General features: G+C 33.2%; 20 protein-coding genes, 2 pseudogenes and 2 CRISPR repeat arrays. Of the genes and pseudogenes, 18 read left to right on the top strand and 4 right to left on the bottom strand.

The genetic code is table 11. The features are described 5' to 3' along the window. Nucleotides 1-282: 282 nt before the first annotated feature. Nucleotides 283-1188 carry a CPBP family intramembrane glutamic endopeptidase gene (locus BN1372_RS03010; protein WP_062197376.1) on the bottom strand — a complete coding sequence of 302 codons (906 nt, stop codon included), beginning with the start codon at nt 1186-1188 and terminating at the stop codon, nt 283-285. Here BN1372_RS03010 and BN1372_RS15810 point away from each other — a divergent pair. From BN1372_RS15810 to BN1372_RS02985, 4 genes and pseudogenes are all read left to right on the top strand, one after another. Then, a pseudogene (locus BN1372_RS15810) lies at nt 1183-1950 on the top strand (transposase). The gene BN1372_RS03010 and the pseudogene BN1372_RS15810 sit on opposite strands and share 6 nt — an antisense overlap. A gap of 328 nt (nt 1951-2278) precedes the next feature. After that, nucleotides 2279-2630: pseudogene (locus BN1372_RS02995) on the top strand (PH domain-containing protein). Nucleotides 2631-2657: 27 nt separating this feature from the next. Next, nucleotides 2658-3554: a DMT family transporter gene (locus BN1372_RS02990; RefSeq protein WP_062197372.1), complete on the top strand. Its 897-nt coding sequence runs from the start codon at nt 2658-2660 to the stop codon at nt 3552-3554. 50 nt (nt 3555-3604) lie between these two features. Further along, nucleotides 3605-3871: a GrpB family protein gene (locus BN1372_RS02985; RefSeq protein ID WP_230198785.1), complete on the top strand. Its 267-nt coding sequence runs from the start codon at nt 3605-3607 to the stop codon at nt 3869-3871. Here BN1372_RS02985 and BN1372_RS02980 read toward each other — a convergent pair. Continuing rightward, on the bottom strand, nt 3851-4684 hold the full coding sequence (locus BN1372_RS02980; RefSeq protein ID WP_062197371.1) for a LysR family transcriptional regulator: 834 nt from the start codon (nt 4682-4684) through the stop codon (nt 3851-3853). The genes BN1372_RS02985 and BN1372_RS02980 overlap by 21 nt on opposite strands. 99 nt (nt 4685-4783) lie before the next feature. On the opposite strand from BN1372_RS02980, the gene BN1372_RS02975 reads away from it, so the two are divergent. The 10 genes from BN1372_RS02975 to BN1372_RS02930 all read left to right on the top strand — a co-directional run bounded on the left by BN1372_RS02975 (nt 4784) and on the right by BN1372_RS02930 (nt 19068). Beyond that, a complete protein-coding gene (locus BN1372_RS02975) occupies nt 4784-5626 on the top strand; it encodes a sulfite exporter TauE/SafE family protein (protein ID WP_062197370.1) in 843 nt (280 codons plus the stop codon). A gap of 226 nt (nt 5627-5852) precedes the next feature. Continuing rightward, nucleotides 5853-7597: a CRISPR direct-repeat array (repeat unit 30 nt; unit sequence GTTGAACCGTAACATTAGATGTATTTAAAT). Nucleotides 7598-7978: 381 nt separating this feature from the next. Next, entirely contained in the window at nt 7979-8674 is a 696-nt protein-coding gene (cas6, locus tag BN1372_RS02970; protein WP_062197369.1) for a CRISPR-associated endoribonuclease Cas6, read from the top strand. Between the two features lie 16 nt (nt 8675-8690). After that, entirely contained in the window at nt 8691-10571 is a 1881-nt protein-coding gene (locus BN1372_RS02965) for a hypothetical protein (protein ID WP_062197368.1), read from the top strand. A 23-nt stretch (nt 10572-10594) separates the two neighbouring features. Continuing rightward, nucleotides 10595-11533, top strand: coding sequence for a type I CRISPR-associated protein Cas7 (locus BN1372_RS02960; protein WP_062197461.1), 939 nt, complete (start codon nt 10595-10597; stop codon nt 11531-11533). A 13-nt stretch (nt 11534-11546) separates the two neighbouring features. Beyond that, entirely contained in the window at nt 11547-12305 is a 759-nt protein-coding gene (cas5b, locus tag BN1372_RS02955; RefSeq protein ID WP_062197367.1) for a type I-B CRISPR-associated protein Cas5b, read from the top strand. A 57-nt stretch (nt 12306-12362) separates the two neighbouring features. After that, nucleotides 12363-14945 carry a CRISPR-associated helicase/endonuclease Cas3 gene (locus BN1372_RS02950; RefSeq protein WP_062197366.1) on the top strand — a complete coding sequence of 861 codons (2583 nt, stop codon included), beginning with the start codon at nt 12363-12365 and terminating at the stop codon, nt 14943-14945. Next, the gene (locus tag BN1372_RS02945) at nt 14942-15436 is read left to right on the top strand and encodes a CRISPR-associated protein Cas4 (RefSeq protein WP_062197365.1); all 495 of its coding nucleotides are present in this window, start codon (nt 14942-14944) and stop codon (nt 15434-15436) included. The genes BN1372_RS02950 and BN1372_RS02945 overlap by 4 nt, the downstream gene beginning before the upstream one ends. Nucleotides 15437-15448: 12 nt before the next feature. Beyond that, on the top strand, nt 15449-16447 hold the full coding sequence (gene cas1b / locus BN1372_RS02940; RefSeq protein ID WP_062197364.1) for a type I-B CRISPR-associated endonuclease Cas1b: 999 nt from the start codon (nt 15449-15451) through the stop codon (nt 16445-16447). Continuing rightward, nucleotides 16447-16743, top strand: a complete 297-nt coding sequence (gene cas2 / locus BN1372_RS02935; RefSeq protein ID WP_062197363.1) for a CRISPR-associated endonuclease Cas2 — start codon at nt 16447-16449, stop codon at nt 16741-16743. The genes cas1b and cas2 overlap by 1 nt, the downstream gene beginning before the upstream one ends. A 277-nt stretch (nt 16744-17020) precedes the next feature. Next, a CRISPR array of direct repeats spans nt 17021-18493; the repeat unit is 30 nt; unit sequence GTTGAACCAAAACATTAGATGTATTTAAAC. Between the two features lie 233 nt (nt 18494-18726). After that, nucleotides 18727-19068 (top strand): zinc ribbon domain-containing protein YjdM, encoded by a 342-nt coding sequence (locus BN1372_RS02930; protein ID WP_062197460.1) that lies wholly within the window; start codon nt 18727-18729, stop codon nt 19066-19068. Nucleotides 19069-19424: 356 nt separating this feature from the next. On the opposite strand, the gene BN1372_RS02920 is transcribed toward BN1372_RS02930, so the two are convergent. Together BN1372_RS02920 and BN1372_RS02915 are read right to left on the bottom strand one after the other, a co-directional pair. Beyond that, nucleotides 19425-19787: a carbon-nitrogen hydrolase family protein gene (locus tag BN1372_RS02920; RefSeq protein ID WP_267902237.1), complete on the bottom strand. Its 363-nt coding sequence runs from the start codon at nt 19785-19787 to the stop codon at nt 19425-19427. Nucleotides 19788-20064: 277 nt separating this feature from the next. Continuing rightward, the gene (locus BN1372_RS02915; RefSeq protein ID WP_187118387.1) at nt 20065-21918 is read right to left on the bottom strand and encodes an SLC13 family permease; all 1854 of its coding nucleotides are present in this window, start codon (nt 21916-21918) and stop codon (nt 20065-20067) included. A gap of 217 nt (nt 21919-22135) precedes the next feature. Between BN1372_RS02915 and BN1372_RS02910 the strand changes: the two genes are divergently transcribed. The 4 genes from BN1372_RS02910 (at nt 22136) to BN1372_RS02895 (ending at nt 24677) form a co-directional block, all read left to right on the top strand. Beyond that, on the top strand, nt 22136-22567 hold the full coding sequence (locus BN1372_RS02910) for a ferritin-like domain-containing protein (protein ID WP_062197359.1): 432 nt from the start codon (nt 22136-22138) through the stop codon (nt 22565-22567). Nucleotides 22568-22590: 23 nt separating this feature from the next. Then, entirely contained in the window at nt 22591-22830 is a 240-nt protein-coding gene (locus BN1372_RS02905; protein WP_062197358.1) for a PepSY domain-containing protein, read from the top strand. Nucleotides 22831-23229: 399 nt separating this feature from the next. Then, a complete protein-coding gene (locus BN1372_RS02900) occupies nt 23230-23586 on the top strand; it encodes a hypothetical protein (RefSeq protein WP_062197357.1) in 357 nt (118 codons plus the stop codon). Between the two features lie 695 nt (nt 23587-24281). Beyond that, nucleotides 24282-24677, top strand: coding sequence for a hypothetical protein (locus tag BN1372_RS02895; protein WP_062197356.1), 396 nt, complete (start codon nt 24282-24284; stop codon nt 24675-24677). Nucleotides 24678-24701 lie beyond the last annotated feature (24 nt).

Below are 24701 nucleotides of genomic sequence, written 5' to 3'. Positions count from 1 at the left end.
AGTTAAAAAAAACGGTTATGAACATTACCGAATGGTTTTAATTAATAGGTATTGTCACGTTTGACAACACCTATTATTTTTTTGAATGATGGTGGGTGATGAAGTTAATGTTATTTTTAGAATCATGTATATCCTATTAATGGGCAGTAAGACCCTACTTCAAAGTGTGAAGGGAATACCGAAAGACAGATAAGTGAGAGGGAAGAGCGAAACCCCATTGATAGAAGCTTTATAGTATACTTATTCCTTTTTGGGAAGTTAGGACAATGATAAGAGCAATCATTAGTCACGCAATTGAATGTTTTGTTTAGAAGCCCAGGCATAATAAAGACCAAACATTAAAATAGAACAACTTAAAGACACAATAGATTCTAATAATGGTTTGTCAGAAGCAACACTTTGAACAAGGCTTGGTAAACCTTCTCCAGTATCAATAAATAAGGTAAGCATCATATTATTGGCCGCATGTGCAGCTAATGCAAATTCGCTAGTTCCTAATTTCACGGATAAGTATGTCAACATAAATCCGACAAAGACGATATCTAGCAAATGAATGAAGAAAACAAGTGAAAATTCTATCGAAATAAAATGAAGAACACCAAAAAGAAAACCAATCATAATAGAAATTAAAATGGCACTTTTAAGTTTTTTTGATAACAATTGAACCAAAATTCCTCGAAATGAAAACTCTTCGATTGTTGTTTGTATTGGGACTAGTAGCACTGAAATAACCATAAAGCTAAAAAATAATGGAGCATTAAATGATTTAAATTGATATGTATCATGTAAAAAAAGAACATCTATCAAAATAGATAGAAGCCCTAAGCCACAGAAAACAAAAAAAGATCGAAAAATAAGTTTCCAGTTCATTCGTACGTTTGGTGTAAAAACACTTGTTAAACTTCTTTTTAAAATCAATTTAACAGATAGCCAAATAATCAAAAAAGAAATAATGAGTGATACATGAAGTAGCACATGTCCTGTAAAAGGGGTAAGCATTGCTAGGTTTTCATCATCACTTTCAAAAAATATCCTTGTTTGTTGCGGACCATGTGTAAAAAGAAGATATAGCATAATGGTTATGATGGGTAACACAACATAACTCACTTCTGCAATAATGAAAACTAGTAATAATCGAAAAACACTGTTTTTTCCTTCGTTTGGATGTAAATAACGATTTGATTGCAAGATAGTTCACCTCCTATATTATTTTTCATTTTATATAAAAAATATCCAAATTACCACCCCGATGTATGCATCTATTTAAATCCCACGTATATTCTGATTCGCCGTCAAACGACGGAAAAAGAAGTCTTTGACTTTCCTATCGCACCAACAGGCTCTTCCTATGTTTGGAAAGAGTTTGTTTCTAGTCTTAAACATCGTGATGTCGAACACATACTAGTCTTTATTTGTGATGGTTTAACCGGTAGGACGGATGCCCTTCATCGTGTGCATCCTAAAGCTAAACAACAAGTTTTTCTGGTTCATGTTTTAAGATAAATTTCCTCAAAGTACGTGTCAAAGATTGCAAAGAGATCCTTCATGATTCGAAAGCCATTTATCAATCTGATAACCATGATCTTGCCGGCGAAGCCTTGGTAACCTTGCGAGAAAACGTATCCAAGGGTCATCGAAAATAGGATGAATAATAAACAATTACTTGTCTTTTATGATTTTTCAACATCTATTTGTCGAAGTACCTATTTAATAAGTGTAATCGATAGGTTCAATAAAGATTTAAAGCGTCCTATCAAACGAAAAGGGCAGTTTTTAAATGAAGATTCACTGGGACGCTTTCTTGTTACGTGTTTTTTAGAGTATAATCAAAAATTTTCAATGCGGTACCACTGTGGATTTGCCAAAGTTAGAGCCCAACTTAACGAGATGTTTGAAAAGTTAGCAGATAGTGCAACCCGTATAATCCATTATCTTCAACCGGATGTATGATAAGTGCATTTAGTAGCGGCTGATTGAAATGCACTTTGAAAGAGCTATGGTGCTACTATGGCACACCCTTTTCTATTACGTTGCCAATGAATAGTTGTGCGAAAGAACCACGGCTATTCATAAAGAAAGTAAAGGTCGCTACGGTGCGCCTAAGATCCATATTCGGGTTCGAAAAGAAGGGTACCTAGATTAAGAGGACTTTTCGATAAAAAAGGTTTCCCATTACTTTGGTAGAATATATTAAGTCATGAATTTTTTGAGGTAGGTGAATAGGTTGAAGTATAAATCGAAGACAGACTGGTGGTTGGCCGTTATTATTTTTGGTTCGATGTTAATGACAATTGGAATAGGTGTTTATGCACTTGCAACAGAAGTTCTGAGTTTAGTAGAGTTGTTTATTTTAATTCTGTTAACTATTTTGTTTCCATTAGGTATATTATGGATGTGGTTCACTGCATTTTATGTGATAGATGAAGAGTATTTAATCATTCGTTACGGTCCTTTTAAACAGAAAATTTCATTACAATCAATAAAATCCATTATCAAGTCCTGCGTTATCGTTAAAAAGAATGGAGATTACTTATGGTCAATACGATTTTGTTCTCATTTCTCCAATGAACAGAGATCGGTTAATGAAAGAACTTTCTAATAGATATCCGAATGCTGAAATAAAAAGATAGATTAGTGAAAGAGGTGAAGGAGATTACATGAAAAAAACATATATTTTAGGAGTGACTTTAGCTTTAGGTGCTGCAATCTTAAACGGTACAGTTGGTGTTTTTAGTAAGTGGTTATTTCAAAGTAATCTTACAGCTACAGGCATATCCTTTTATAAATGTTTAGTTGCTTTTTTGGTGGTATCAATTGTAGCGCTGATGAATAAAAATATCCGTATGAATATCGTTCAATTGAAGATGAAGATGAAGTATATGATGATTTCGTCCTTTTTAGGTGTATTTGTCCTATATTTTTTTGAAACGGCTGCATATAAATATGAATCTGTTCCTTTAGTCGTCTTTATCTTATTAGGTACATCTGTACTTACGACGTTTATTTTTAGTTCTATTTTATTAAAAGAAACGAAACGTAAACACCAATATGTGGGTTTGATTTTATTAATAATCGGTTTGTTGACGATGAACTTTGCTGAAGGAGAAGTTAAGGGGCAATCGTTAGGAATTGTGCTAGCTGCTGTGGCAGGTGTAGGCTATGGCTTGTTTTTAGTTTTTACTAAAAAATTTACGTTAGCAGGTGGCTTAGCACTAATTTGGTATTTAATGTTGTTTGGTGTCCTTTATTTATTTGTTCCATTTTATGTTGAAGGACTGGCGGTACCTAATTTACCATCTATGCCGCTTCTAATTAGTTTAGCAATTTTCCCGACATTGGGCGGATTTTATTGTACGACAAAAGCACTCAATTATTTGGATGCGCATAAAGTACAATTTTTAGAGTTGACGGAACCTGTATTTGCTACTATTTTTGCCTTTCTCTTTTTACAAGAATATATTAAAGGCATAGAAATAATCGGTGCTGTTTTAATATTAGTAGCAATATACATATCTGAAAATAATAAAATAGGACAAATTGTTGGTTTAAAATAAAGTCCGATAATGTGTGAAAAAGTTTACTAAGTAAAAAGGAGGCTTGTATTGTGGGGAAGAGATTATCAGAAATGTCACTTGAAGAATTGTGGGTACTGTTTCCAGTTATATTGAAAGAACATAATCCATTGTGGAGAGATTGGTATTTACAAGAAGAAAAACTTCTAAATAACATAATCGGTAATCAATATATTGAACGAATAAATCATATAGGAAGTACTTTTGTAAATGGTTTATTAGCAAAGCCAACGATAGATATATTGCTTGAAATAACAGAAGACTGCGATTTAAAGTTTTTAAATAAGTGGAAGAGTTGAAATGATTTTTTGAAATAAAGGTTCAGATAAAATGTGTTCACCGTACACCGCATAAAATGGTCGATGAATGGTGTATGGTTCTATAGCTATTAATTCCCCGCGTGCAACTTCTTCTTTTACCATTGCACTAGATAGTAAAGCAACGCCGAGCCCACGAACAGCAAGTTGTTTAATAAGAAAGTGGCTACTCACTTCTATTACTTCTACAGGTGTAATGCGTTGTGTTTGTAAAAAGCGATCAGCATATGCACGTGTGCCAGAACCACGTTCTCTTAGGATAAGTGGTGTTTGTTCTAAAGAGACGGCACGATTTGCGTAAAATTTTAATTCATCTTGACTAATCACTTGTGTATGAAAAGGTTCAATACCTTTCGTTCCTTCTACAAAGCCAATATCAATAGAATGATCGGTTAAAGCTTTGATGATAGTATCGTGATTTTGAATCATTAATTGTAGTTTTGCTTTTGGAAATAATGTACGAAACTGAGTAATAAATTCAGGTAAAAGGACGTCACTGACTGTATGAGTAGCTCCGATGCGAAGTTTCGTCATTTCTGTCATGGTGACAGCACTTTGTAGCTTTAGCCAATTTTCTAAGATGGTGATGCCATGTTCATACACAATTTTTCCTTGTTCGGTTATTTCGAACGTTTTTTGTTTAGAACGAATGATGAGCGGGACGCCTAATGTTTCTTCTAATTTTTTAATATGTACACTAACGGTCGGTTGTGATAAATGAAGATGTTCGCTCGTTTTTGTAAAATGTTTAAGGTCTACAAGTGTAACAAAAGTGCGGAGCCAATCCAGTTGCATTATTCCACCTCATTATGTTTATTAATGAAAGTCATTACGATGATTCATTTTCATTATAAGCTATTTGCTCTTACAATATAAGTGAGAGGAGTGGAACGGATGGAATGGATGATGTTTTTAATCGGTGGTCTTTTGATTGGAATCATGTCAGGTTTTTTCGGTATAGGTGGTGGAATCGTTTTAACCCCTATTTTATTAATTAGTGGGTATGCGCCTAGTCATGCGATTATGTTATCACTCATGCTTACGCTAGGCTCTACTTTGTCGGGCGCCCTTGCTCATATTCGCTTGAAAAATGTCGAAGGACGACTGGCGATTGTTCTCGGTTTCTTTGGTGTACTCGGTTCGGTTTCGATGGTACCGATTGTGAAATGGTTAGACCAATTAAACGGAGCAGCTATCGTTATCTCGATACTTTACATTGGAGTATTGTCTCGATTTGCTTATCAATTTTTGCATAAAGAAACGAAAGAAAGTCCGAAAAAAGGGAAAGCGTATACTGCCTTTATTGGTTTATTAACAGGATGGATCTCTTCTTTAATGGGTGTAAGTGGTGGATTTGTCATGACGCCACTGTTAAGTAAGTGGTTAAAAATGGATTTGTATAAAGCGATTGGAACAAGTATTACAGCAGCGTCAGTCATTGTGTTATCTGGTATTTTATCTTACTTTGGATCAGGAACAACAATTGACTGGAAACATGGCTTATTATTAATTGCTGGAGCGCTTATTGGTTCACCGATTGGGTCAAAGCAATTAAAACGATTTAAAAACCATGAAGTCAAACAAGTACTTGCTTATTTTTATATTGTGATTGCTACAAGTGTATTTCTAAAATTAATTCACTTGGCGGTGCTGTCGATTGGATTAATTATTACGACAGTCGTTCTCTTTTTTAGTTGGATGGTTTATAAACAAGTGAATGTGAAAAGTGTTTCATAGGCTTTGGAAAATATGTGTTTTATTGTAGATAAAAATCATAATATTTTATTTTTTCTCCAAGTGGATATATGTTAAAAATAGTTATAAACGTTGTTAAATCAATGAAAATGAGCGGAAAAATAAAAAAAATGAAAATTAGTCGCGAGGTTGGAGAATTTTAGACGAAATGTTGAATTTAAGCCGTTTTTGAGGTATTATCAAATTATAAAAGTCTTTATTTATCGGCGTTGAACCGTAACATTAGATGTATTTAAATATATCCGCGAGATATGCAGTTAAATAAGCCCCAATGTGTTGAACCGTAACATTAGATGTATTTAAATGTGCTTCAGCATTCTTTGCTTCATTTGTTTTTTGTTGTTGAACCGTAACATTAGATGTATTTAAATACAATTACCAAAGCACGTCCTTCTTTCCCAAAACTACCGTTGAACCGTAACATTAGATGTATTTAAATACAAACCAATCGTGCGGGATTGACTTTCTACCGCCCGTTGAACCGTAACATTAGATGTATTTAAATACAATTGATTCAATTGTCTTAGCAACGTGTTTATCTAGTTGAACCGTAACATTAGATGTATTTAAATTTGCGAAGGATTGAGAAAGAGGCGTATGAGACGCTGTTGAACCGTAACATTAGATGTATTTAAATGCGAATACATCATTTCGTACACAGATCAATACAAAGTTGAACCGTAACATTAGATGTATTTAAATAATGCGACTAACATTTTTTATCACCTCAATCGTGTGTTGAACCGTAACATTAGATGTATTTAAATAAAAGTATCGGCTCGTTCCAGTCCATCACTTTACAAGTTGAACCGTAACATTAGATGTATTTAAATTTCGCCATTTCGCTAAGTTCCACGTATAAAGCTACGTTGAACCGTAACATTAGATGTATTTAAATTTTGTTAGAAAAAAGGCCTAATAAATATATGACACCAGTTGAACCGTAACATTAGATGTATTTAAATGATGCCTGTGCTGCGTCAAATCCATTGGCACCCATTGTTGAACCGTAACATTAGATGTATTTAAATGAAAAATACAGCAGAATACCGAAATCAGATTAAAGAGTTGAACCGTAACATTAGATGTATTTAAATTAGTTCTGCACCAGTTGCAAACAGAACAGTATCTAGTTGAACCGTAACATTAGATGTATTTAAATTCATGTCACTTGTTAGTGGCTTAATATCGAAAATTGGTTGAACCGTAACATTAGATGTATTTAAATTAAGAATTATGATGATGCAGGAATTTTATTAAACAAGTTGAACCGTAACATTAGATGTATTTAAATCTTATACTATCATCCTTGTTTTTTCCACGTACACGTGTTGAACCGTAACATTAGATGTATTTAAATGTTGATATACAATAAGAGTAACAAATCAAACGGAGGGTTGAACCGTAACATTAGATGTATTTAAATGTATAAAGATGTGCTAACTGAAACTCACAGTTGACAAGTTGAACCGTAACATTAGATGTATTTAAATTTCGGTACGCTCGGCCATAAACTAACTCTTGGGCAGGTTGAACCGTAACATTAGATGTATTTAAATCCTTCTTTTTCGGTAACTACTTCCTTAATGAAGATGTTGAACCGTAACATTAGATGTATTTAAATGAAGGAGAAAAGGAAGATGGTTTTGTTCTAACAGAGGTTGAACCGTAACATTAGATGTATTTAAATAAAGAAGAGTCCCCTTTTCAATCAAAAGAAATGAAGTTGAACCGTAACATTAGATGTATTTAAATTCATGTCACTTGTTAGTGGCTTAATATCGAAAATTGGTTGAACCGTAACATTAGATGTATTTAAATTTCAGTTTATTTATAAAGTATTGCTTTGAATATAACGTTGAACCGTAACATTAGATGTATTTAAATAAACTTACTTGCTCTTTTCCTTGCGTTTACGCTTTTGTTGAACCGTAACATGGGATGTATTTAGTTTCATAAAAGTATGCTATAATGTCCATGAAACCCTAACAAGTAACGGAGTATGTTACATTCAAATTCTATTTGAAAAAGTGTATTTAAAAAGGTTCATGGTTTTAAAATAAAACCTTCCTTAATTTTAAACCGTAACACATTGTGTACATGGATTTGCTAAACAGATTCTATTAAACAAATTTTTAAAGGCAAGAATGCAGGAATATTGTTTGATTAACATTCCTGCATTTTTTTGTTGTATATTCTTTCGTTATTTTAATTCTTTACATAACATTTTGATATCAAAGTTAATGGTTTAAAATAAAAAATGTTGTTTTTTTATTTAAATAGGGTATAGTTATTAATAGGAATTATTTATCAAAAAAGGAAGTGGGACTTAAATTGGATTTTTCTGAATTAATCGTTACTGTAATGTTAAAAGAAGACATTCCATTTCAACATTCACAAGAGGTAATCGGCAACTTTTTAAATGCATCGATGTTGCATGATGCAGATTTAAAAGAATTCCATGGTGAAAGTGATATCAAAGGTTATGTCTACAATAGCTTCTACCCTTTAGAGTTTAAAACGAAAACGTATAAGGCAAATCAGGTGTATGTTTTTCGTGTGCGTAGTTTGAATAAAATATTTTTAGAGAAAATGAATCGCTGCATGAGAAAACAAAAAAGGGGTCCGTTTGAGGTTATTGCTATTGAAAAACGTACATATGCGAATAAAGTTATTCAAGGTCTTTATTCGGTTACGCCAGTTGTTGTAACAGTAGACAATCAACCTTGGTTGCAAACGGATGATGTAGACTTATTTATTCAACGTTTAGAACAAAATGCAGAAAAGAAATTAAAAACGTTACTTGGTGAAGAAGTAGGTCATTATGATTTTATCGAAAGTATTGAGTTTTCGAATCACAAACCAATTGGAACGTCATATAAAGGAATTAAATTACTAGGACATAAAGTGAAAATTGAAGTAAAAAAAGATGAAGATTCTCAAAAATTAGCACATGTCGTATTAGGAGCTGGAATTGGTGAAAAAAATTCGGCATTAGGCCTAGGTTTTTGTTTTGGTAATTTTATATAAAAGGGGGTACAAATGAATGTTAAAAGATTTAGTACCACAGTTTTCAGAAGTTTTAGCGGAATCCCCTCGTATAGTCGAAGATAACTATGAATTAAAAGAAGGTATTTATATAAAATTACCTCTTAGTAAAACTTTTTCTAAAGAAAAAACCGAATATAAGGTCGTTAAGAAACAACACGATGAAGTGTATGATGCTTTATTCAAATGGTTTCATACAGCGGATCGGTTAAGTAGTGTGCTTAATGACGATATGAATAAATGTATCGATTTACCAGGGAAAAAAGTGCATAGTACGAATGCATTTACTCTTTTTTGGAAAAAAGATTATGTATTTGGAAAAGATGGGGAATCAGAAACGGATGAAGCGAAGAACCATTTTTTAAGTTTTTATCAAAAAAGTATTCCTAAAATGGACGATCGTTTATTCGAATTGTATCCGATAAAAGCGAGAAAAAGAGCTGAAAAAGAAGCAGCGGAATCTGCGCGGGAAACGTTTTTTCATACGCATTATGAACCATTAATGACGTATTTATCTTCAGAGGAACGAGTGAACAAGCGAGAACAGATTGCGAAATTTTGGGAGCTATATTTTGATGAGGTTATGGAATGGATTCGCAACTTAGTGAAGGAACATAAAGTTACAAATTATATTAAAGTTTTTTTTGATATAGACTTAAAAGAATATGCCCAAGAATACGAAATTTACGTTTTACCTCGTATTTTTAATGTGAATGAATTTAATGAGCTATTAAATAATAAAATTGTTGGATTGCCTGCTTATGATGTAAGCATGAATGCAAAAAAGCCTTTTTTCGAAATGAAAACGAGAAAAACAGAAGTACCTACTCGTGTCTCGTTAGAAGAGGCGTTGCGGATTAAAGATTTTTATCAATGGTTACAACAAAGAGGAAAATTCAAAGAAATTACCCTTCCTTTTCACGAACCATTTGGTCCAGGGACAGGTAAAAAAGTATCCGCAAAAAGTGTCGCAAAAGGCGCCTATTATTTGAGTCTTGATAAAAACGGAAGTATTCAATACTTTGAAAATGTCCCTTTCGAACCTGATGAAGCATGGTCTTTGGTAATGGATAATGTACTGGAAAGGAAAGAAAAAGTGAACGGTGTAACAGTAATGAAGGCCTATGAACCAATTTATAAAAAATCCGCCTTGCGAGCTGTTATGAATAAACTATTTTTTAATGGTTTCATGCCAAATAACTTGTTAGATCCAGAAGCACCAAAGCCAAAAGTAAATATTTTTACAGTCGAAATGGTATCTATTTATACGATGACTAGACAGGCTTTATTTGATTATATCGTGAAAGATACAAAAGGAACGATTGAACCTTTTATTAAAAAGTATTCGATGCAGCTAATGGAAAATCAAATGCTTCAAACGGTACAAGGACTTCGTTTTCACAAAGTGACAGATGCGTTCCATTTATATTTAGCGCTTTTAAAAGATTTTGATTATGAGGAGGGGATAAATATGGAAAACAATTTAAAGCAAGTGTACAATTCGTTAAAAGATAAATTGCAAGAAAAAGAAGGAATGGTTTTTTGTGAAAATGATGCAGAATTCTTTTTCTTAGCAGGACAACTTGGCTATTATTTATTATCACAATCAGCAGCAGAAAAAGAAAATAAAAACTATGGTTTAGCAGAGCCGATTTTAAAAGCACGTAACGTACAAATATTACAAAATAAATTAAATGATTTGTTTGATACGTATAAACATGCAATTTTAACGAAATATGTAGCATTTAATAATGCGATGGCAATGGTACAAGGGTATGAAACGAATGCGAAAATTGTAGGAAGTAATCGGAGTATGTTAATTGCGGGATTATGCGCAAATAATTTATTGTATCAAAAGTCGGAAAAATCGGATAATTAAGGAGGAAGGAAATAGTGGTAAAAATGAATAACCGTGTGTATGGCATAGTAGGTATTGGATCGTATATGGCGAATTGGAATGCGGATTTTACAGGTAGACCGAAAACAATTGGTGATGGAACTATTTTTGGAAGTGATAAAGCGTTAAAATACTCAGTGAAAAATTTATGGGTTCAAGAAGGAGAACCGGTGCTATACTTTAAATCTTTTACGATTCCAGACAAAGCTGGTGGAAAAATTCAACCGAAAGATTTATCAGAACGCTATGAAGAAATGTTCGGAAAGGCAATCACGGATAAAGAACCTTCTAAAGAGGTGTTACAAAATCTTTTTTCTGCTATTGATGTAATGAATTTCGGAGCAACATTTGCTATGAAAAAACAAAATATTGCTTTAACGGGTGTTGTGCAAGTAGGTCAAGGAATGAATAAATATGAGGATACTGAAGTGCAAGTGCAAGATATTTTATCGCCATTCCGTAACTCAGAAAAGAAAGAGGCTGATGCATCATCATTAGGAAAGAAAATAGTGAGTGATGAAGCACATTATATATATCCTTTTAGTGTGAACCCGAATCATTATGATTCGTATATAGGGATGATTGATGGGTTTGAAGGTTATACAGTAGAGGCGTATGAAAAGTTACGGAATGGTTTAATAAAAGGTGCAACTGCGCTTAATACAAATAGTAAATCTGGCAGTGAAAATGAGTTTACGTTATTTGTAACGTGTAAAGAATCTTCTAATCTTTATTTGCCGCAGCTTGATCAATATGTTTCTGTTTACAAAAATGATAACAATCAAATTGTTTATGATGTCGAAGAATTAACAACGTTATTACAATCAGTTCAACAACAAATTGAAAAAGTAGAGGTTTTTTATAACCCTCTAAAAGTAAAAATAGAAAACGCGGATGATTTTTACGAAGCAAGACATCTTTATACAAATGAAGTGTTAGTATGAGGATGTGAGGGAGATGAAAGAAGCTTTATCATTTGAGTTATCAGGTAAAAATGCATTTTTTAAACGTCCAGATGTAAATGCGAATGTTTATTTTACGTATAATCATATCCCTAAAGTCACTTTATTAGGTTTGTTAGGTGCAATATGCGGCTATGGTGGGTATCATGAACAAAAGCGGGATATAGAAAAGAACGGGGCTCAGGAAGACAACATGTTTCCAGAATTTTATACAAAACTACGACATTTACAAATAGGTCTTGTACCACATGGAGACCGTAGTTATTTTCCTAAAAAAATTCAAGTATTCAACAACTCGGTTGGTTATGCAAGTCAAGAAGCTGGTAATAACTTAATCGTGAAAGAACAATGGTTAGATCATCCTAGTTGGACTGTTTATATTTTAAATGACGGTACAGAATCTTTTTTTCAATTAAAAGAACTTATTCTTGCTAGTTTGGCTGTTTACCTTCCATATTTAGGAAAAAATGATCACCCAGCCAATATTTTAAATCCACGTGTAGTAGAATTGGAATCGATAGAAGAAGTAAAAAAGATAGATTCTTTATTTCAAAGCGGAGACGTACAATTAGGTGGTTTTGCTCGTGGGGAAGAAGCGATGCATTATTACCGTGAACGTTTACCATATGCCTTAGATAAAGAGTTAAATGGATATCTGTTTAAAGAAATGATATGTACGAATCGCCAAGTAAAAGGCTTAGAAGAGACAGTAAATGTCTTTTCGGCAGAAAATCATTCAATCGTATTTTACTAAGTAGTAGTGTAAAGGGCAAATCATGATTTGCCCTTTCTTTATAGTAGGAGGGATTTAATGTTAAATATTGAGAAATTATTGAAAGATGAGTGTCCTATTTATGCGCATATTGGAAGAGATAATCCTGAAACATTAAAACAACATAGTGATTTAGTAATGCACTTTTGTCAACAACTCCAAGAACAGAATGGATTAGATGAAGCGGTTACTCGTACGATTCAATCCCTTACCTTCAATGAAGAACTTTTAACAGAAGAAGAACAAACGATTATAAAAAAATGGTTTTATGATGCAATTTATTTACATGATATTGGAAAGATAAATCCAGCGTTTCAAAAAATAAAAATGAAACAAGAGCACTTGGAACTTGACGGAGATATGACATCGAAACATTCATTGTTCTCTTCTTTATTATATTTACATGTTCACCAAGATGATTTACAAGCGTTTGAAGATGATGCGGAGAAGTGTGGCTTTTTAACGTATGTTTTGCTCGTGTTTTCGTATCTTATTTCGCGTCATCATACGTATTTGAAAAATTTTTCTTTAGACGATTATAAAGTAGAATTACAAATTTTAAATACTAAATTTTCGAATAAGCCATTATTCCTTCAATTTTACGCTAATAATTCTGAATATTATCACGAATTTACATTAGAAGAATGGACGAGTGAAAGTTTTCTAGAACAAGAAGGTCACAAACATTATCCATTTTATATTTTAAATCGTTTATTATACTCAACTCTCGTAGCATCAGATTTTTATGCTACTTATACGTATGATAAAAAAGGAAAGAAACCGAATTTTCGTTATCTTAGTAAAGAAGATGTTGCGATTTTAAGAAAAACGTATAACGAAACAAAAGTGATCAAAGGAATTGAAGCGTATAAAGTAAACCCTAATTTTTTTGAGAAAACACCGATTAATAAACTCCGTTCAGACATGTATATAGAAGCAGAAAAAGAAATCATCCGTCATCAAGATGAATCTATTTTTTATCTAGAAGCTCCTACTGGTGGCGGAAAAACGAATATGTCGATTAATTTAGCCCTCACCTTATTAGAGAAGCAAAAAGGTTTAAATAAAATACTGTACATTTTTCCTTTTAACACATTAGTAGAGCAAACGAAAAAGGATTTAGATAACATTTTTCCTGAACAATTGCAAAACAAATACCCTATTAAAGTGGTGAATTCTGTAACACCAATTGTCCAAAAAAAAGAAAAAAAGGATACGGAAGAATATGTCGATGTATCTGAAAAAACAGGAAGTACATTTTATGACTACAAAGAAGAAGTGTTGTATCGACAAATGATTCAATATCCGGTTACGGTAACATCACACGTTAATTTTTTTAATTATTTATTTGGCGTAGGAAGAGAGTCGAATCTAGCTTTTACTCACTTGTGCAACAGCGTGATTATTATTGATGAAATTCAGAGTTATAAAAATGCGCGTTGGATGGAGATTATTGAGTTTTTTACACAGTTTGCGAAATTAATGAATTTGAAAATTATTATTATGTCTGCTACTTTGCCAAAATTAGACCGTTTATTACATGAAAAACAACGCGTAGTGGAATTATTACCAAATGCGCAAAAATATTTTCACAATCCTTTATTTAAAAATCGAGTTTCGTTCCATTATGAATTGCTAGATAAGGAGAACATCACGTTAGAGCAATTAGCAGAAGAAATTGTAAGTTACCGTGAACAAAATGGTCCAAAACGGATTTTAATTGAATGTATTAGTGTAAAAGATTCAGAAGAACTATTTGGAAGATTAGAGGAATTAATAGATCAATCGATTCCTTTGATTCGTTTAAATGGAAGTCACCACGCTTATTATCGTAAAAAGGTAATCAATCAACTAGGAAAAAATAACGATGGGTCGTTTAAATTAGAAGATTGTATCGTTGTTGCGACACAAGTGATTGAAGCAGGTGTAGATATTGATATGGATGTTGGATTTAAAGATATTTCCGTGCTTGATAGTGAAGAACAGTTTGCTGGAAGAATTAATCGTTCTTGTTTGCGCAAAGGAGATGTTTTCTTTTTTAATATGGCGGAAGCGAAGAATATTTATAGAGGAGATTTTCGATTACCTTTTTCGATTTTAGATAAACAATATCGACATTATTTTGAAAATAAACAATTCGATGCATATTATCAGCATGTCTTTGATAGTATAAAAGATTTTAAAGGCCAACTAAATGAAAATCATATTGAAAGTTTTTATAAACAAGTACATCAGTTGCAATATGAAGAAGTTGCTCAACATATGAAGCTAATTGAACAAGAAAAGTATCAAGTATTTTTAGCTTATGACATGGTTTTGGATGATGGATGTGTTATAAGTGGGACAAATGTTTGGCAACAGTTTGTTGATTTAACATTAGATAGACAAATGGATTTTTCAGAACGGAAAGTGAAGCTATCCTTGCTTTCTGAAAAGATGGATTATTTTCTTTTTTCAACTTATATAAAACCTGCAATACAAGATCAATGTGATGAGAAGATTATTGGGGAAATTTATTATATAGAAAATGGTGATCATTTCCTTGAGAGAGATCCATTTATGGATATGCTTGTGTTTAATGAAAAAAAGTTAAACGCTGTAGGGGATGAATTGTTGTTATGAAAATTACTGGTACAATGGTCAACTATTATATTCATTGTAAAAGACAATGTTGGTTGTTTGCAAATAAAGTAAATCTAGAAGATAACAGTGAAGATGTACGGATTGGGAAGATATTGCATGAGTTAAAGGCTGAAAAAGCGAAAAAGAGTGAAGTTGCTATTGAAAATATCCGTATTGATAAACTTACAGATGATTATTTAGTAGAAGTAAAAAAATCAGATGCCGATGTTGAAGCAGTAAAGTGGCAAACTTTATATTATTTGAAAGTGCTAAAAGAAAAAGGCATTGAACGGATGGGAAAGATTGAATTTATCGAAAAGAAAAAACAAGAAAGAAAAATCATTTATGTGGAATTAACAGAGGAAAAAGAGCGGGAATTAGAACAACTTTTAGTGAAGATTAGTGATTATATAGCAGCAGATAAAATTGCCAGTGTGCTAAATGAAAAGAAATGTCGCAAATGTGCTTATTACGATTATTGTTATATTTAAGGAGTTGAGAAAGTGAAGTCTGTTAAATATTTAACTTCACAAGGGGAGTTAAAACGTAAAGATCATTCGCTTATTTTTCGAAATGAGCGCGGTCATGTTTACATTCCTATTGAAGGTGTGAAAGAAATATATTGTTTAAACGAAGTAAGTTTAAATAGCAAATTATTCGATTTACTATCGAAAGCGGGTATTACCGTTCACTTTTTTAATTATTATCAGCAATATTCGGGAACTTTTTATCCTAAGGAAGGGCTTGTTAGCGGCCGATTAACAATTAAGCAAGCAGATGCATTTCAATCCATTCGTTTACCCATCGCCAAAGCAATTGTAAAAGGAATTGCAAATAATATGTATTATGTTCTTTATCATTATTACACACACGGTTCAAAGGAATTAAAGCCGTTCCTTGACTGGTTAAGAAAAGAAGTGCCGGAATTGCTAGATAAAGAGATTTCTATTCAACAACTATTATTTATTGAAGGTTCTATTTGGAAAAGGTTTTATGATTCCTTTCAATATTTTTTACCGGAAGACTTTTTATTTAATAAAAGAGTTAGACGTCCGCCTGATAATCCGATGAATGCGCTTATTTCTTTTGGGAATTCATTACTTTATGCAAAAACAATTTCTCAAATTTATCGAACGCATTTAGATCAATCCATTAGTTTTTTACACGAGCCATCAGAAGGAAGATTTTCTTTAAGCTTAGATTTATGTGAGGTGTTCAAGCCAATTATTGTATTTCGAACAATTTTCGAAAATGTGAACAATCGTAAGCTACAAGTAGGCAAACATTTTGATAAAAAACTAAATTATTGTTTGTTGAACGATTCAGGGAAAAAGATTTTTATTCAATCATTTGAAGAACGTTTAAATAAAGTATTTGTTCATTCCAAACTTAAAAGGAAAGTTTCATATCATACTGCTATTAAACTAGATGCTTATAAATTAATTAAATGTATTGTTGAAGGAGAAACGTTTGAACCTTTCGATGATAAGGAGAAACGATAATGACATCAAAAAAGAAAATGAATGCAAATTACGCTTTTGTATTTTACGATGTTCACGAAAAACGAGTAAATAAGGTATTTAAAGTGTGTAAGAAATATTTAGTCCATTATCAAAACTCTGTTTTTAGAGGAAATATTACGCCATCTAATATTTTAAAAATGCGTAAGGAAATCGAAAAAATTATTGATGATGAATATGATTTTGTATCAATCATCACAATGATGAACGAATTTTCATTTGAGGAAATAACGTTAGGCACTTCTTTAAAAGAAGAAGGAGAGTCCCTATTTTTATAAAGAAGTCTTTCATCAGTGGGGGGGTTTTTGCACCCTCTAACTTAACTGCCACCTTAACATTTTGAAGTGGGGATTTTACTGCTCGTTAATAGGGGATAAATTTTCTCCAACCGTTCATGGTTTAAAAGTATTTAAAAACATTGTTAAATCAACATTTTTAAAGAGAAAATACAAAAACTCTGTTTATTTAAAAGAGGTTGGAGAAAAAACGTCCAAAGCATTGATATAAAGCCATTTTTGTTATATTATTGATATAGGAAACCTTTGTTTGATCGGTGTTGAACCAAAACATTAGATGTATTTAAACTTATTTTTCCTCCTTGTTTAACTTTGTATTACAAGTGTTGAACCAAAACATTAGATGTATTTAAACTAAAATTCGTTAAATGGCAGCACGTACACTTGATGAGTTGAACCAAAACATTAGATGTATTTAAACCCTTCTGTTTTTGTTTTTCAACAACCTTTTTATTATGTTGAACCAAAACATTAGATGTATTTAAACTTTGCCATTACAACTAGTTTCTCTTTATTTAAAATAGTTGAACCAAAACATTAGATGTATTTAAACTATAGAACAACTCTCTCTTCGAACCCTTCTGCTGTGTTGAACCAAAACATTAGATGTATTTAAACAAATAGCAATCATACAATTCGTTTAACTCTTCGAGTTGAACCAAAACATTAGATGTATTTAAACTGACTCATTGTCCGCTTATTTAGAAGAAGATGAAAGTTGAACCAAAACATTAGATGTATTTAAACAATTCTCTTATAACGAATACGCACGCATACCGCCAAGTTGAACCAAAACATTAGATGTATTTAAACTCCATGTAATACCATGTTTTCTTATTTTTATTCCTAGTTGAACCAAAACATTAGATGTATTTAAACTCCTATTAAAACTTTTGTTCATATGTTCTATTGTAGTTGAACCAAAACATTAGATGTATTTAAACTTTCCATGGTGTTACTGGTGGCTTTAAGTGTGAATGTTGAACCAAAACATTAGATGTATTTAAACTAATTTTCGGCAAACCATGAACAATCTCTGTTTTTGTTGAACCAAAACATTAGATGTATTTAAACACAATGCTGACGTGGAACTTATAGCTGCGGAATTGTTGAACCAAAACATTAGATGTATTTAAACAAGATAATTCTTTTTGAAAAACTGCTAGCTTATTAGTTGAACCAAAACATTAGATGTATTTAAACAGATTCAACTTATAAAGGAAAATCGTATCGCGACACAGTTGAACCAAAACATTAGATGTATTTAAACATTAATGTATCATCATTGTAATTATTGATTTTAGTTGAACCAAAACATTAGATGTATTTAAACATGGATTGGCCGTATTTACGTTCTTTAATAATATTTGTTGAACCAAAACATTAGATGTATTTAAACTCGACAAGATTATTTGGATATTTTAAAGCAGTTTTAACAGGTTGAACCAAAACATTAGATGTATTTAAACTGGGTAAAGGCAAAAAAAAATACTGGGCTTCAAGAGTTGAACCAAAACATTAGATGTATTTAAACTTCGTAAAGTAAGTACCTGCCGTTTCCCGTGAATCAGTTGAACCAAAACATTAGATGTATTTAAACTCAACTGGTCGTGGAGAAAAATCGTGGGGGTGATTTGTTGAACCAAAACATTAGATGTATTTAAACTGTAGTTGCAATCTAATCTCGACAGCAGATTGATTAGTTGAACCAAAACATTAGATGTATTAAATTATTACCGTAAAATAGATAGAAAGCCTTTTTGATTTTTATTTTCCTAAATCTTTTATGTATAGGAGACCCTATATATCCCTCGTTACTGGGCAGTAAGACGCACGATGATAAAAGATTCTTTTATGTGAAAATAGGGACTTAAAGACTGGTTGCTAATGATAAAAGAATATGACAGTATATAAGCATGCAAGGAATTTTTAAATATATTGGAAAAATATGAAAGGGATGAAGCCATGTCTAATTTACCGAATTGTCCAAAGTGTAATTCAGAATATACATACGAAGATGGGAATCTTTTGATTTGTCCAGAATGCGCACATGAATGGACGGTAGAATCAGAAGTTGAGAATAATGAAGAAGAGAATGTTATTAAAGACGCGAACGGGAATACTTTAACGGACGGTGACACGGTAACGATTATGAAAGATCTTAAAGTAAAAGGAAGTTCTTCTACATTAAAAATGGGAACGAAAGTGAAAAATATTCGTCTAGTAGACGGTGACCATAATATTGACTGTAAAATTGATGGGTTTGGTGCGATGAAACTAAAATCCGAATTTGTGAAGAAAATATAAGTATGGATGCATTAGAAAAAGCTCATCGCCATAGTAATCATCATCGCCTGCTGTTAGAAAGAGATTCAACGTGTGGGTGTTTTTACTGTTTGAATATTTTCCATGTTAGTGAGATTAAAAAGTGGGTGGACCAAAATGATACAGCACTTTGTCCGTATTGTGGAATAGACGCAGTAATTAGTAAAAGTTCAGGATCTCCAATTACCTCATCTTTTTTGGAAAAAATGAATCGATATTGGTTTTAACTAAAAAACCCTTTTTCCCTTAGGTAGAAAAAGGGTTTTTTTATGTGGAAGTAGCAGTTGTAGAAGGAAGCGTCCAGCTTATAAAGATAATCTTTTAAGTGGGATAAGATTTCAACGAATGATTTCGACCTGAAAGGTTGTAGAAAGTAACTCCATGTTTTCTACATCCCATTCAAATACAAGAATAGAAGATTGCCTAGAAGAATAGGAAAGAAGTTTTTTTCCGTTTTGAATAACGCTGCTTTCTGCTTTCCAAAAAGAAACGGTTGCATCTTCACCGGTTCGGTTACAAACAAAAATGGGTAATCCAGTATCGAGTGAGCGTTGTTCCCATTCGCCGTTCGGTCCGTATAATCCCGGTCCCCAAAACGAAGAGACGATTAAAATTTCGGCACCTTGTGTTGCAAGAGATGCTGTGACATTTTCTGTGTAAGCATCCGCACAAATCATCACACCCATTTGGACACCGTCAATCTTTATTGATGCTAATTATTTTCCAGACGTTGCCCATATGTCGGAATGGACATTTATTTTTTGTTGTTTTCCAATAATTTGACCATTAGAATGAATGACAAAAACAAAGTTAAATAAACCATCGCCTTCCCGTTCTGGGCAACCGATAAATGTTATCGCTTGGACAGGATGTACAATATGGAACCGACTTCCGAACAGTTATCTTTTGATTTATTTAATGAAGCGAGGAGCTAGGGAGAAAAAATGCTAGTCGTCTTGAACGTGACGACTAGCTACTTTACGATAAAGGAAAAAGTAATGGAATCATAATCATCATGATCATGGTCATGATAATTTGTAATGGTACACCAATTTTAACAAAGTCGGAAAACGTATACCCACCTGCAGTCATAACGAGTGCGTTTGTCGGAGAAGCGACGGGTGTCGCAAATGCCATATTCACAGCAACGGTGACGGCGATTAAGAATGGAGTAGGGTGTACGCCTAAACTAATAGCCGCATTCATCGCAATCGGCGCAAATAACACAGCGGCTGCCGTATTACTAATAAATTGGCTGAAAATCATCGCAACGACAAAAATTCCTGCAAGAACCCCCATTGGACCTAATCCGCCCAGCGATTCAATAATCGTTTCTGATAGTATCGTCATACCACCCGTTTTTTCTAACGCAGTAGCCATCGGCAACATGGCTGCAATTAACACGATGCTTTCCCAGTTCATTTGGCTGTATGCATCATCCATATTGCGCACGCATCCAGTAAGAATCATGAATACGGCTGCGATTAAAACAGACAGCACAGCAGGAAAAACATCAAACACCATTAGTAAAATCATCAGCAACATAATGCAGCCAGCAATCGGTGCTTTTCCACTTGCTGCCGCCATACTAGCATGTTCTTTCGGCTGCCCAATGACGACGACGTCTTTCGTTTCTTTTGCAAGTAATTCAATCGCGTTCCACGTTCCTTGTACTAACAGGGCGTCACCAAATCGAAGACGATGTTTTGACATATCTTTTAACACATATTTTCCTTGTCTATTAATACCGATAATATTTAAATTATATTTTTCGCGGAAATCAATCGCTGTAATTGTTTTATTAATAAAACTAGAATGAGGAGTTAAGAGTACTTCGGCAATCCCCAATTCCTTTGATACGAGTTCATTTGCTTCTGCATGTTCTTTTACTATTTGTAACGAAAAATCCATCACAAACCTTTTGACATTAGCAGGGGCTCCTTGAACATGTAAAATATCTTTTGGTTGAAGGATGCTTCCTGGTCCCGCCATCTCTTGGTATGTAATCGGAAGTGGGTTCATACCTTCTCCTGATTTTCGGTTAATTTTTAATATGCACATGTGATACGTTGCTGGTATCTTTAATTGGGCTAATCTTTTTCCAACTAACGACGAATCTTCCGGTACTTGTACTTGATATAATTCTTCGCTAAGTTGATAGTCTTTAGCTAGTTGTTTTGGTGATAGTTGGTGTTCTGCTTTGGCACGATTGTTTTTTTCTTCTTTTGGAAGCAACCAATTTCGCACCAAAAATAAATAAACAATCCCAATGATAACCCCAATAATCCCAATTGGTGTCAGCTCAAAAAAGCCGAGTTTTTCATACCCGTTATCTACTAAGTTTTGGCTAATAATTAAATTAGGTGGGGACGCAATTAAGGTGAGCAGACCAGAAAAACTCGCCATAAAGGAAAGTGGGAGTAAAAATTTAGACGGACTGCTTTGGATGCCCATGGCAATACTAACCACAATCGGCATCATTAACGCGACCGTTCCAGTATTACTTAAAAAAGCACCAACAGAAGCAACGATTATTAAAAGTAAAATAAATAGTTTTTTTTCGCTATCTCCTGATGAATGAAGTAATACATTCCCGGCCATTTGCGCAAGTCCTGTTCGAAAAATTCCGGCACCGACAATAAATAAACCTCCAATCATCATCACAACCGAATTAGAAAAACCAGCAAACGCTTCTGCAGGTTCTAAAATCCCAGTTAAAATGAACGCAAGTAACGCTAGTAGTGCAACGAGATCCGAACGAAGCCAGTTTGTCATAAATAATAAAATGGTGATTCCAATAATGATAAAAGTCAACGTAAGAGGCAACAGTATCAAATTCCTTTCTAAAGTAGTTAACTAATGAAGTATCTATTCTATGAATACTTTTTTCATTCCTTGTAGCTTTATCCCTTATAAACGAGCAGAATTCCTTGTTGATGGAAGATTTTTTAGACACAGTGTATTCCTTCCTCTTTTAGTGAAACAACAAACATAAAAAGCGATGCACGTTATAGACCAATCGCCCATAAGATATAGGGGGTGATGATAAATGTATGTATATCATTGGTTAAACAGACAAAACGAAACGTTCATAAAAGAAATGGAAAAAGCGATTAATGGTGAATATGGCGCCATTATTTGTTACACCAAATTAGCCAATTTAGCACCTAATGAAGAAGAGCGTAAACGAATATTAGAAATAAGAAAAGATGAGATGATTCACTTTCAACAATTTGCTCAACTTTACGTAAATGTAACAGGAAAACAACCACAACCGAAAATGATAGAAGCATGTCCAGAAACGTATGTGAAAGGATTAGAAGAAGCATTCCATGATGAACAAGTCACAGTAGATTTTTATATGAAAATAGCAGATGAAGCGACGAATCTATACGTAAAAGAAGCGTTCAAAAGAGCAGCAGTAGACGAACAAAATCATGCTGTTTGGTTTCTGTATTATTTAATGAAAAAAAGATTGTAGGTACGATTGAGGAGGGAAGAATGATGTTTTATTACGATGTTCCACCATCCATAGGACGGCAAAAAATTTCACTCCAGCAAGCAAAAAATATTGCGCTACGACATATCCCAGGAAAGGTCATTCACGTAGATGTGGATCTAGAGCACGGTGTGTTAGTATATGAAGTATTTGTGTTAACCGCGCAAAATAGGGTATATGAAATAGAGATTCTCGCAAAAAATGGGCAAATACTAAAAGTAGAAGAAGAGAATGACCTAGATTAATCGAAATATGTGGATAAAGCTGCTCTCCTTTTTCAAAATAGGAGACAGCTTTTTTTATTGATTATTTTCCAAAAAAACCTATTATATACGGTATGGGGAATGGAAAATATTTAAAAAAAGGAAGCGTCACTTTAGAAAAAAGATGAATCAGATAAATAGAGAAAGGCGTGTACAAGGATATAAAGAACCATATCAATTTGAACAAAAACGTCCATCTTATCAAAATCGCAGACCATTATTCGTAGCTGGTAGTGCCCTTGGAACTTTTACGCTCTCTTAACCTGGATTTTTCCTAGACAACTGCCAACCCTTCCATTTGCTATTTTTTCTCCTTCTTTCGATACATCAGAAGAAACGATTCATTTTTATTTAGAAAAAAAAAATATTAATCAAGAGTTAGTGAATCATTTAAATGAAACAAAAATTGTCGTCGGAACGAACCATTTACCCGAGAAACTAGAAATGATTCAAGCAGAGATTGTTGCTTTAAAAACACAATTAGAGACAGATGATAGACGAGTACGTTCGCTAAAAGAACATCATGAAGAACAAATAGATATAGCAAATAGAATGGTAGAAGAAATAAAAATACATAAAAAAAATCCAATGGTATTAACTAATTATAATGTCATGACATTAACAAACCAATTGAACGAAAATGTGGCTCAAACGGAAACAGTCGTTGTTTCTATTTTACAGAATTTCCGAACGAGAAAGTCCATACAGGGCGTTAGCCCGTCTTTAGACAAGGGATGATAGAGAGGACAAATGCGATGTACATTTAAAATACCGAAAGTGTGTTCCATAAAAAAGCATCTGAAATGGTACCCTATTCCTATAAACAAGTAAAAGTCTCTAAAACAATCTCGTTCTTTGAAAATTGGATATCGTATAAGGTTCGATCGCCTAATACATGCGATTGGTAAAACAATATGTGTCGTCAAGAACAAGACGCTAAAACACCACGAACGAAAAAAACTGTACGCTATGGTAATAGTAGCGTAGCCATATCTGCTATATGCACTGGATATGGAGGGGTGATGAGACACCCTCTGTTCAAAACAGAAATGGACTGCTAACGAAAAGCCATTCAAGAATCCCATATGTCAGGGCTTGTGGCTTTAGCCGTGGGAGTCTCAAAAAGTGCAAGAATGGATGATAGAGTAAAAGAGGATGGAACGGTTTCCTATAAATATAAAGACAGCTATATGGAGATGCCGAAAGCGAATTGAAAAAAATTTTTTATTTGTATTCTAGGAAAATGGTTGTTACCATTGATTAGATTTAAAAGAAGTCGTTGAAAACAATCATTGATGGAAGATCTCTTTATCAAATGATTAACCTGTAGAGAGACCAGTATGAAGTCATTCTAATAAAAGGTTTGGACAGAAAGCTTGTCCATTTTTTCATCCATAGGTGGTATACTAAAAGATAGAAAAGGAGGAGAAACGATGGGAGAAGAAATGTTAAAAGAGCTTTTAACGAAAGTAACGTTTATTAGTGGTGAAGTAATTGCCATGAGAGATGATATCTCTGGCCTTCATGACAAAATGAATGCAATGAATCAACGTATGGATTCGATGGAGCAACGCATGAATTCGATGGAGCAACGTATGGATTCCATGGAACAACGTATGGGCGCAGTAGAAGAACGTTTAGATTCTCTTGAGCAACGAGTAACGAACATAGAAAACACACTACAAATTCTTCCCTCTATGGAACAAGCAATATTTAAAATTAATGAAGAAGTATTAGCATTAAATGAAATGACATCTAATCAACAAAAAGTAATCGAATTATTATCGATTAAAACAACAGAACATGAAGCAAAGTTAAAATATGTATAATCGTTCTAATAAACCTCGAAAAAA

It is taken from the genome of Massilibacterium senegalense (assembly GCF_001375675.1).
Taxonomy (GTDB): Bacteria; Bacillota; Bacilli; order Bacillales; family Massilibacteriaceae; genus Massilibacterium; species Massilibacterium senegalense.
Note: the sequence above shows the minus strand (reverse complement) of the source record. Positions and strands in the feature narration are given on the sequence as shown.

Excerpts from the sequence above, each read along its gene's own strand:
- BN1372_RS02990 (WP_062197372.1), top strand. The coding sequence starts at position 2,658 with ATGAAAAAAACATATATTTTAGGAGTGACTTTAGCTTTAGGTGCTGCA.
- BN1372_RS02980 (WP_062197371.1), bottom strand. The coding sequence starts at position 4,684 with ATGCAACTGGATTGGCTCCGCACTTTTGTTACACTTGTAGACCTTAAA.
- BN1372_RS02975 (WP_062197370.1), top strand. The coding sequence starts at position 4,784 with ATGGAATGGATGATGTTTTTAATCGGTGGTCTTTTGATTGGAATCATG.
- BN1372_RS02965 (WP_062197368.1), top strand. The coding sequence starts at position 8,691 with ATGTTAAAAGATTTAGTACCACAGTTTTCAGAAGTTTTAGCGGAATCC.
- BN1372_RS02960 (WP_062197461.1), top strand. The coding sequence starts at position 10,595 with ATGAATAACCGTGTGTATGGCATAGTAGGTATTGGATCGTATATGGCG.
- cas5b (WP_062197367.1), top strand. The coding sequence starts at position 11,547 with ATGAAAGAAGCTTTATCATTTGAGTTATCAGGTAAAAATGCATTTTTT.
- BN1372_RS02950 (WP_062197366.1), top strand. The coding sequence starts at position 12,363 with ATGTTAAATATTGAGAAATTATTGAAAGATGAGTGTCCTATTTATGCG.
- BN1372_RS02945 (WP_062197365.1), top strand. The coding sequence starts at position 14,942 with ATGAAAATTACTGGTACAATGGTCAACTATTATATTCATTGTAAAAGA.
- cas2 (WP_062197363.1), top strand. The coding sequence starts at position 16,447 with ATGACATCAAAAAAGAAAATGAATGCAAATTACGCTTTTGTATTTTAC.
- BN1372_RS02930 (WP_062197460.1), top strand. The coding sequence starts at position 18,727 with ATGTCTAATTTACCGAATTGTCCAAAGTGTAATTCAGAATATACATAC.
- BN1372_RS02910 (WP_062197359.1), top strand. The coding sequence starts at position 22,136 with ATGTATGTATATCATTGGTTAAACAGACAAAACGAAACGTTCATAAAA.
- BN1372_RS02905 (WP_062197358.1), top strand. The coding sequence starts at position 22,591 with ATGTTTTATTACGATGTTCCACCATCCATAGGACGGCAAAAAATTTCA.
- BN1372_RS02895 (WP_062197356.1), top strand. The coding sequence starts at position 24,282 with ATGGGAGAAGAAATGTTAAAAGAGCTTTTAACGAAAGTAACGTTTATT.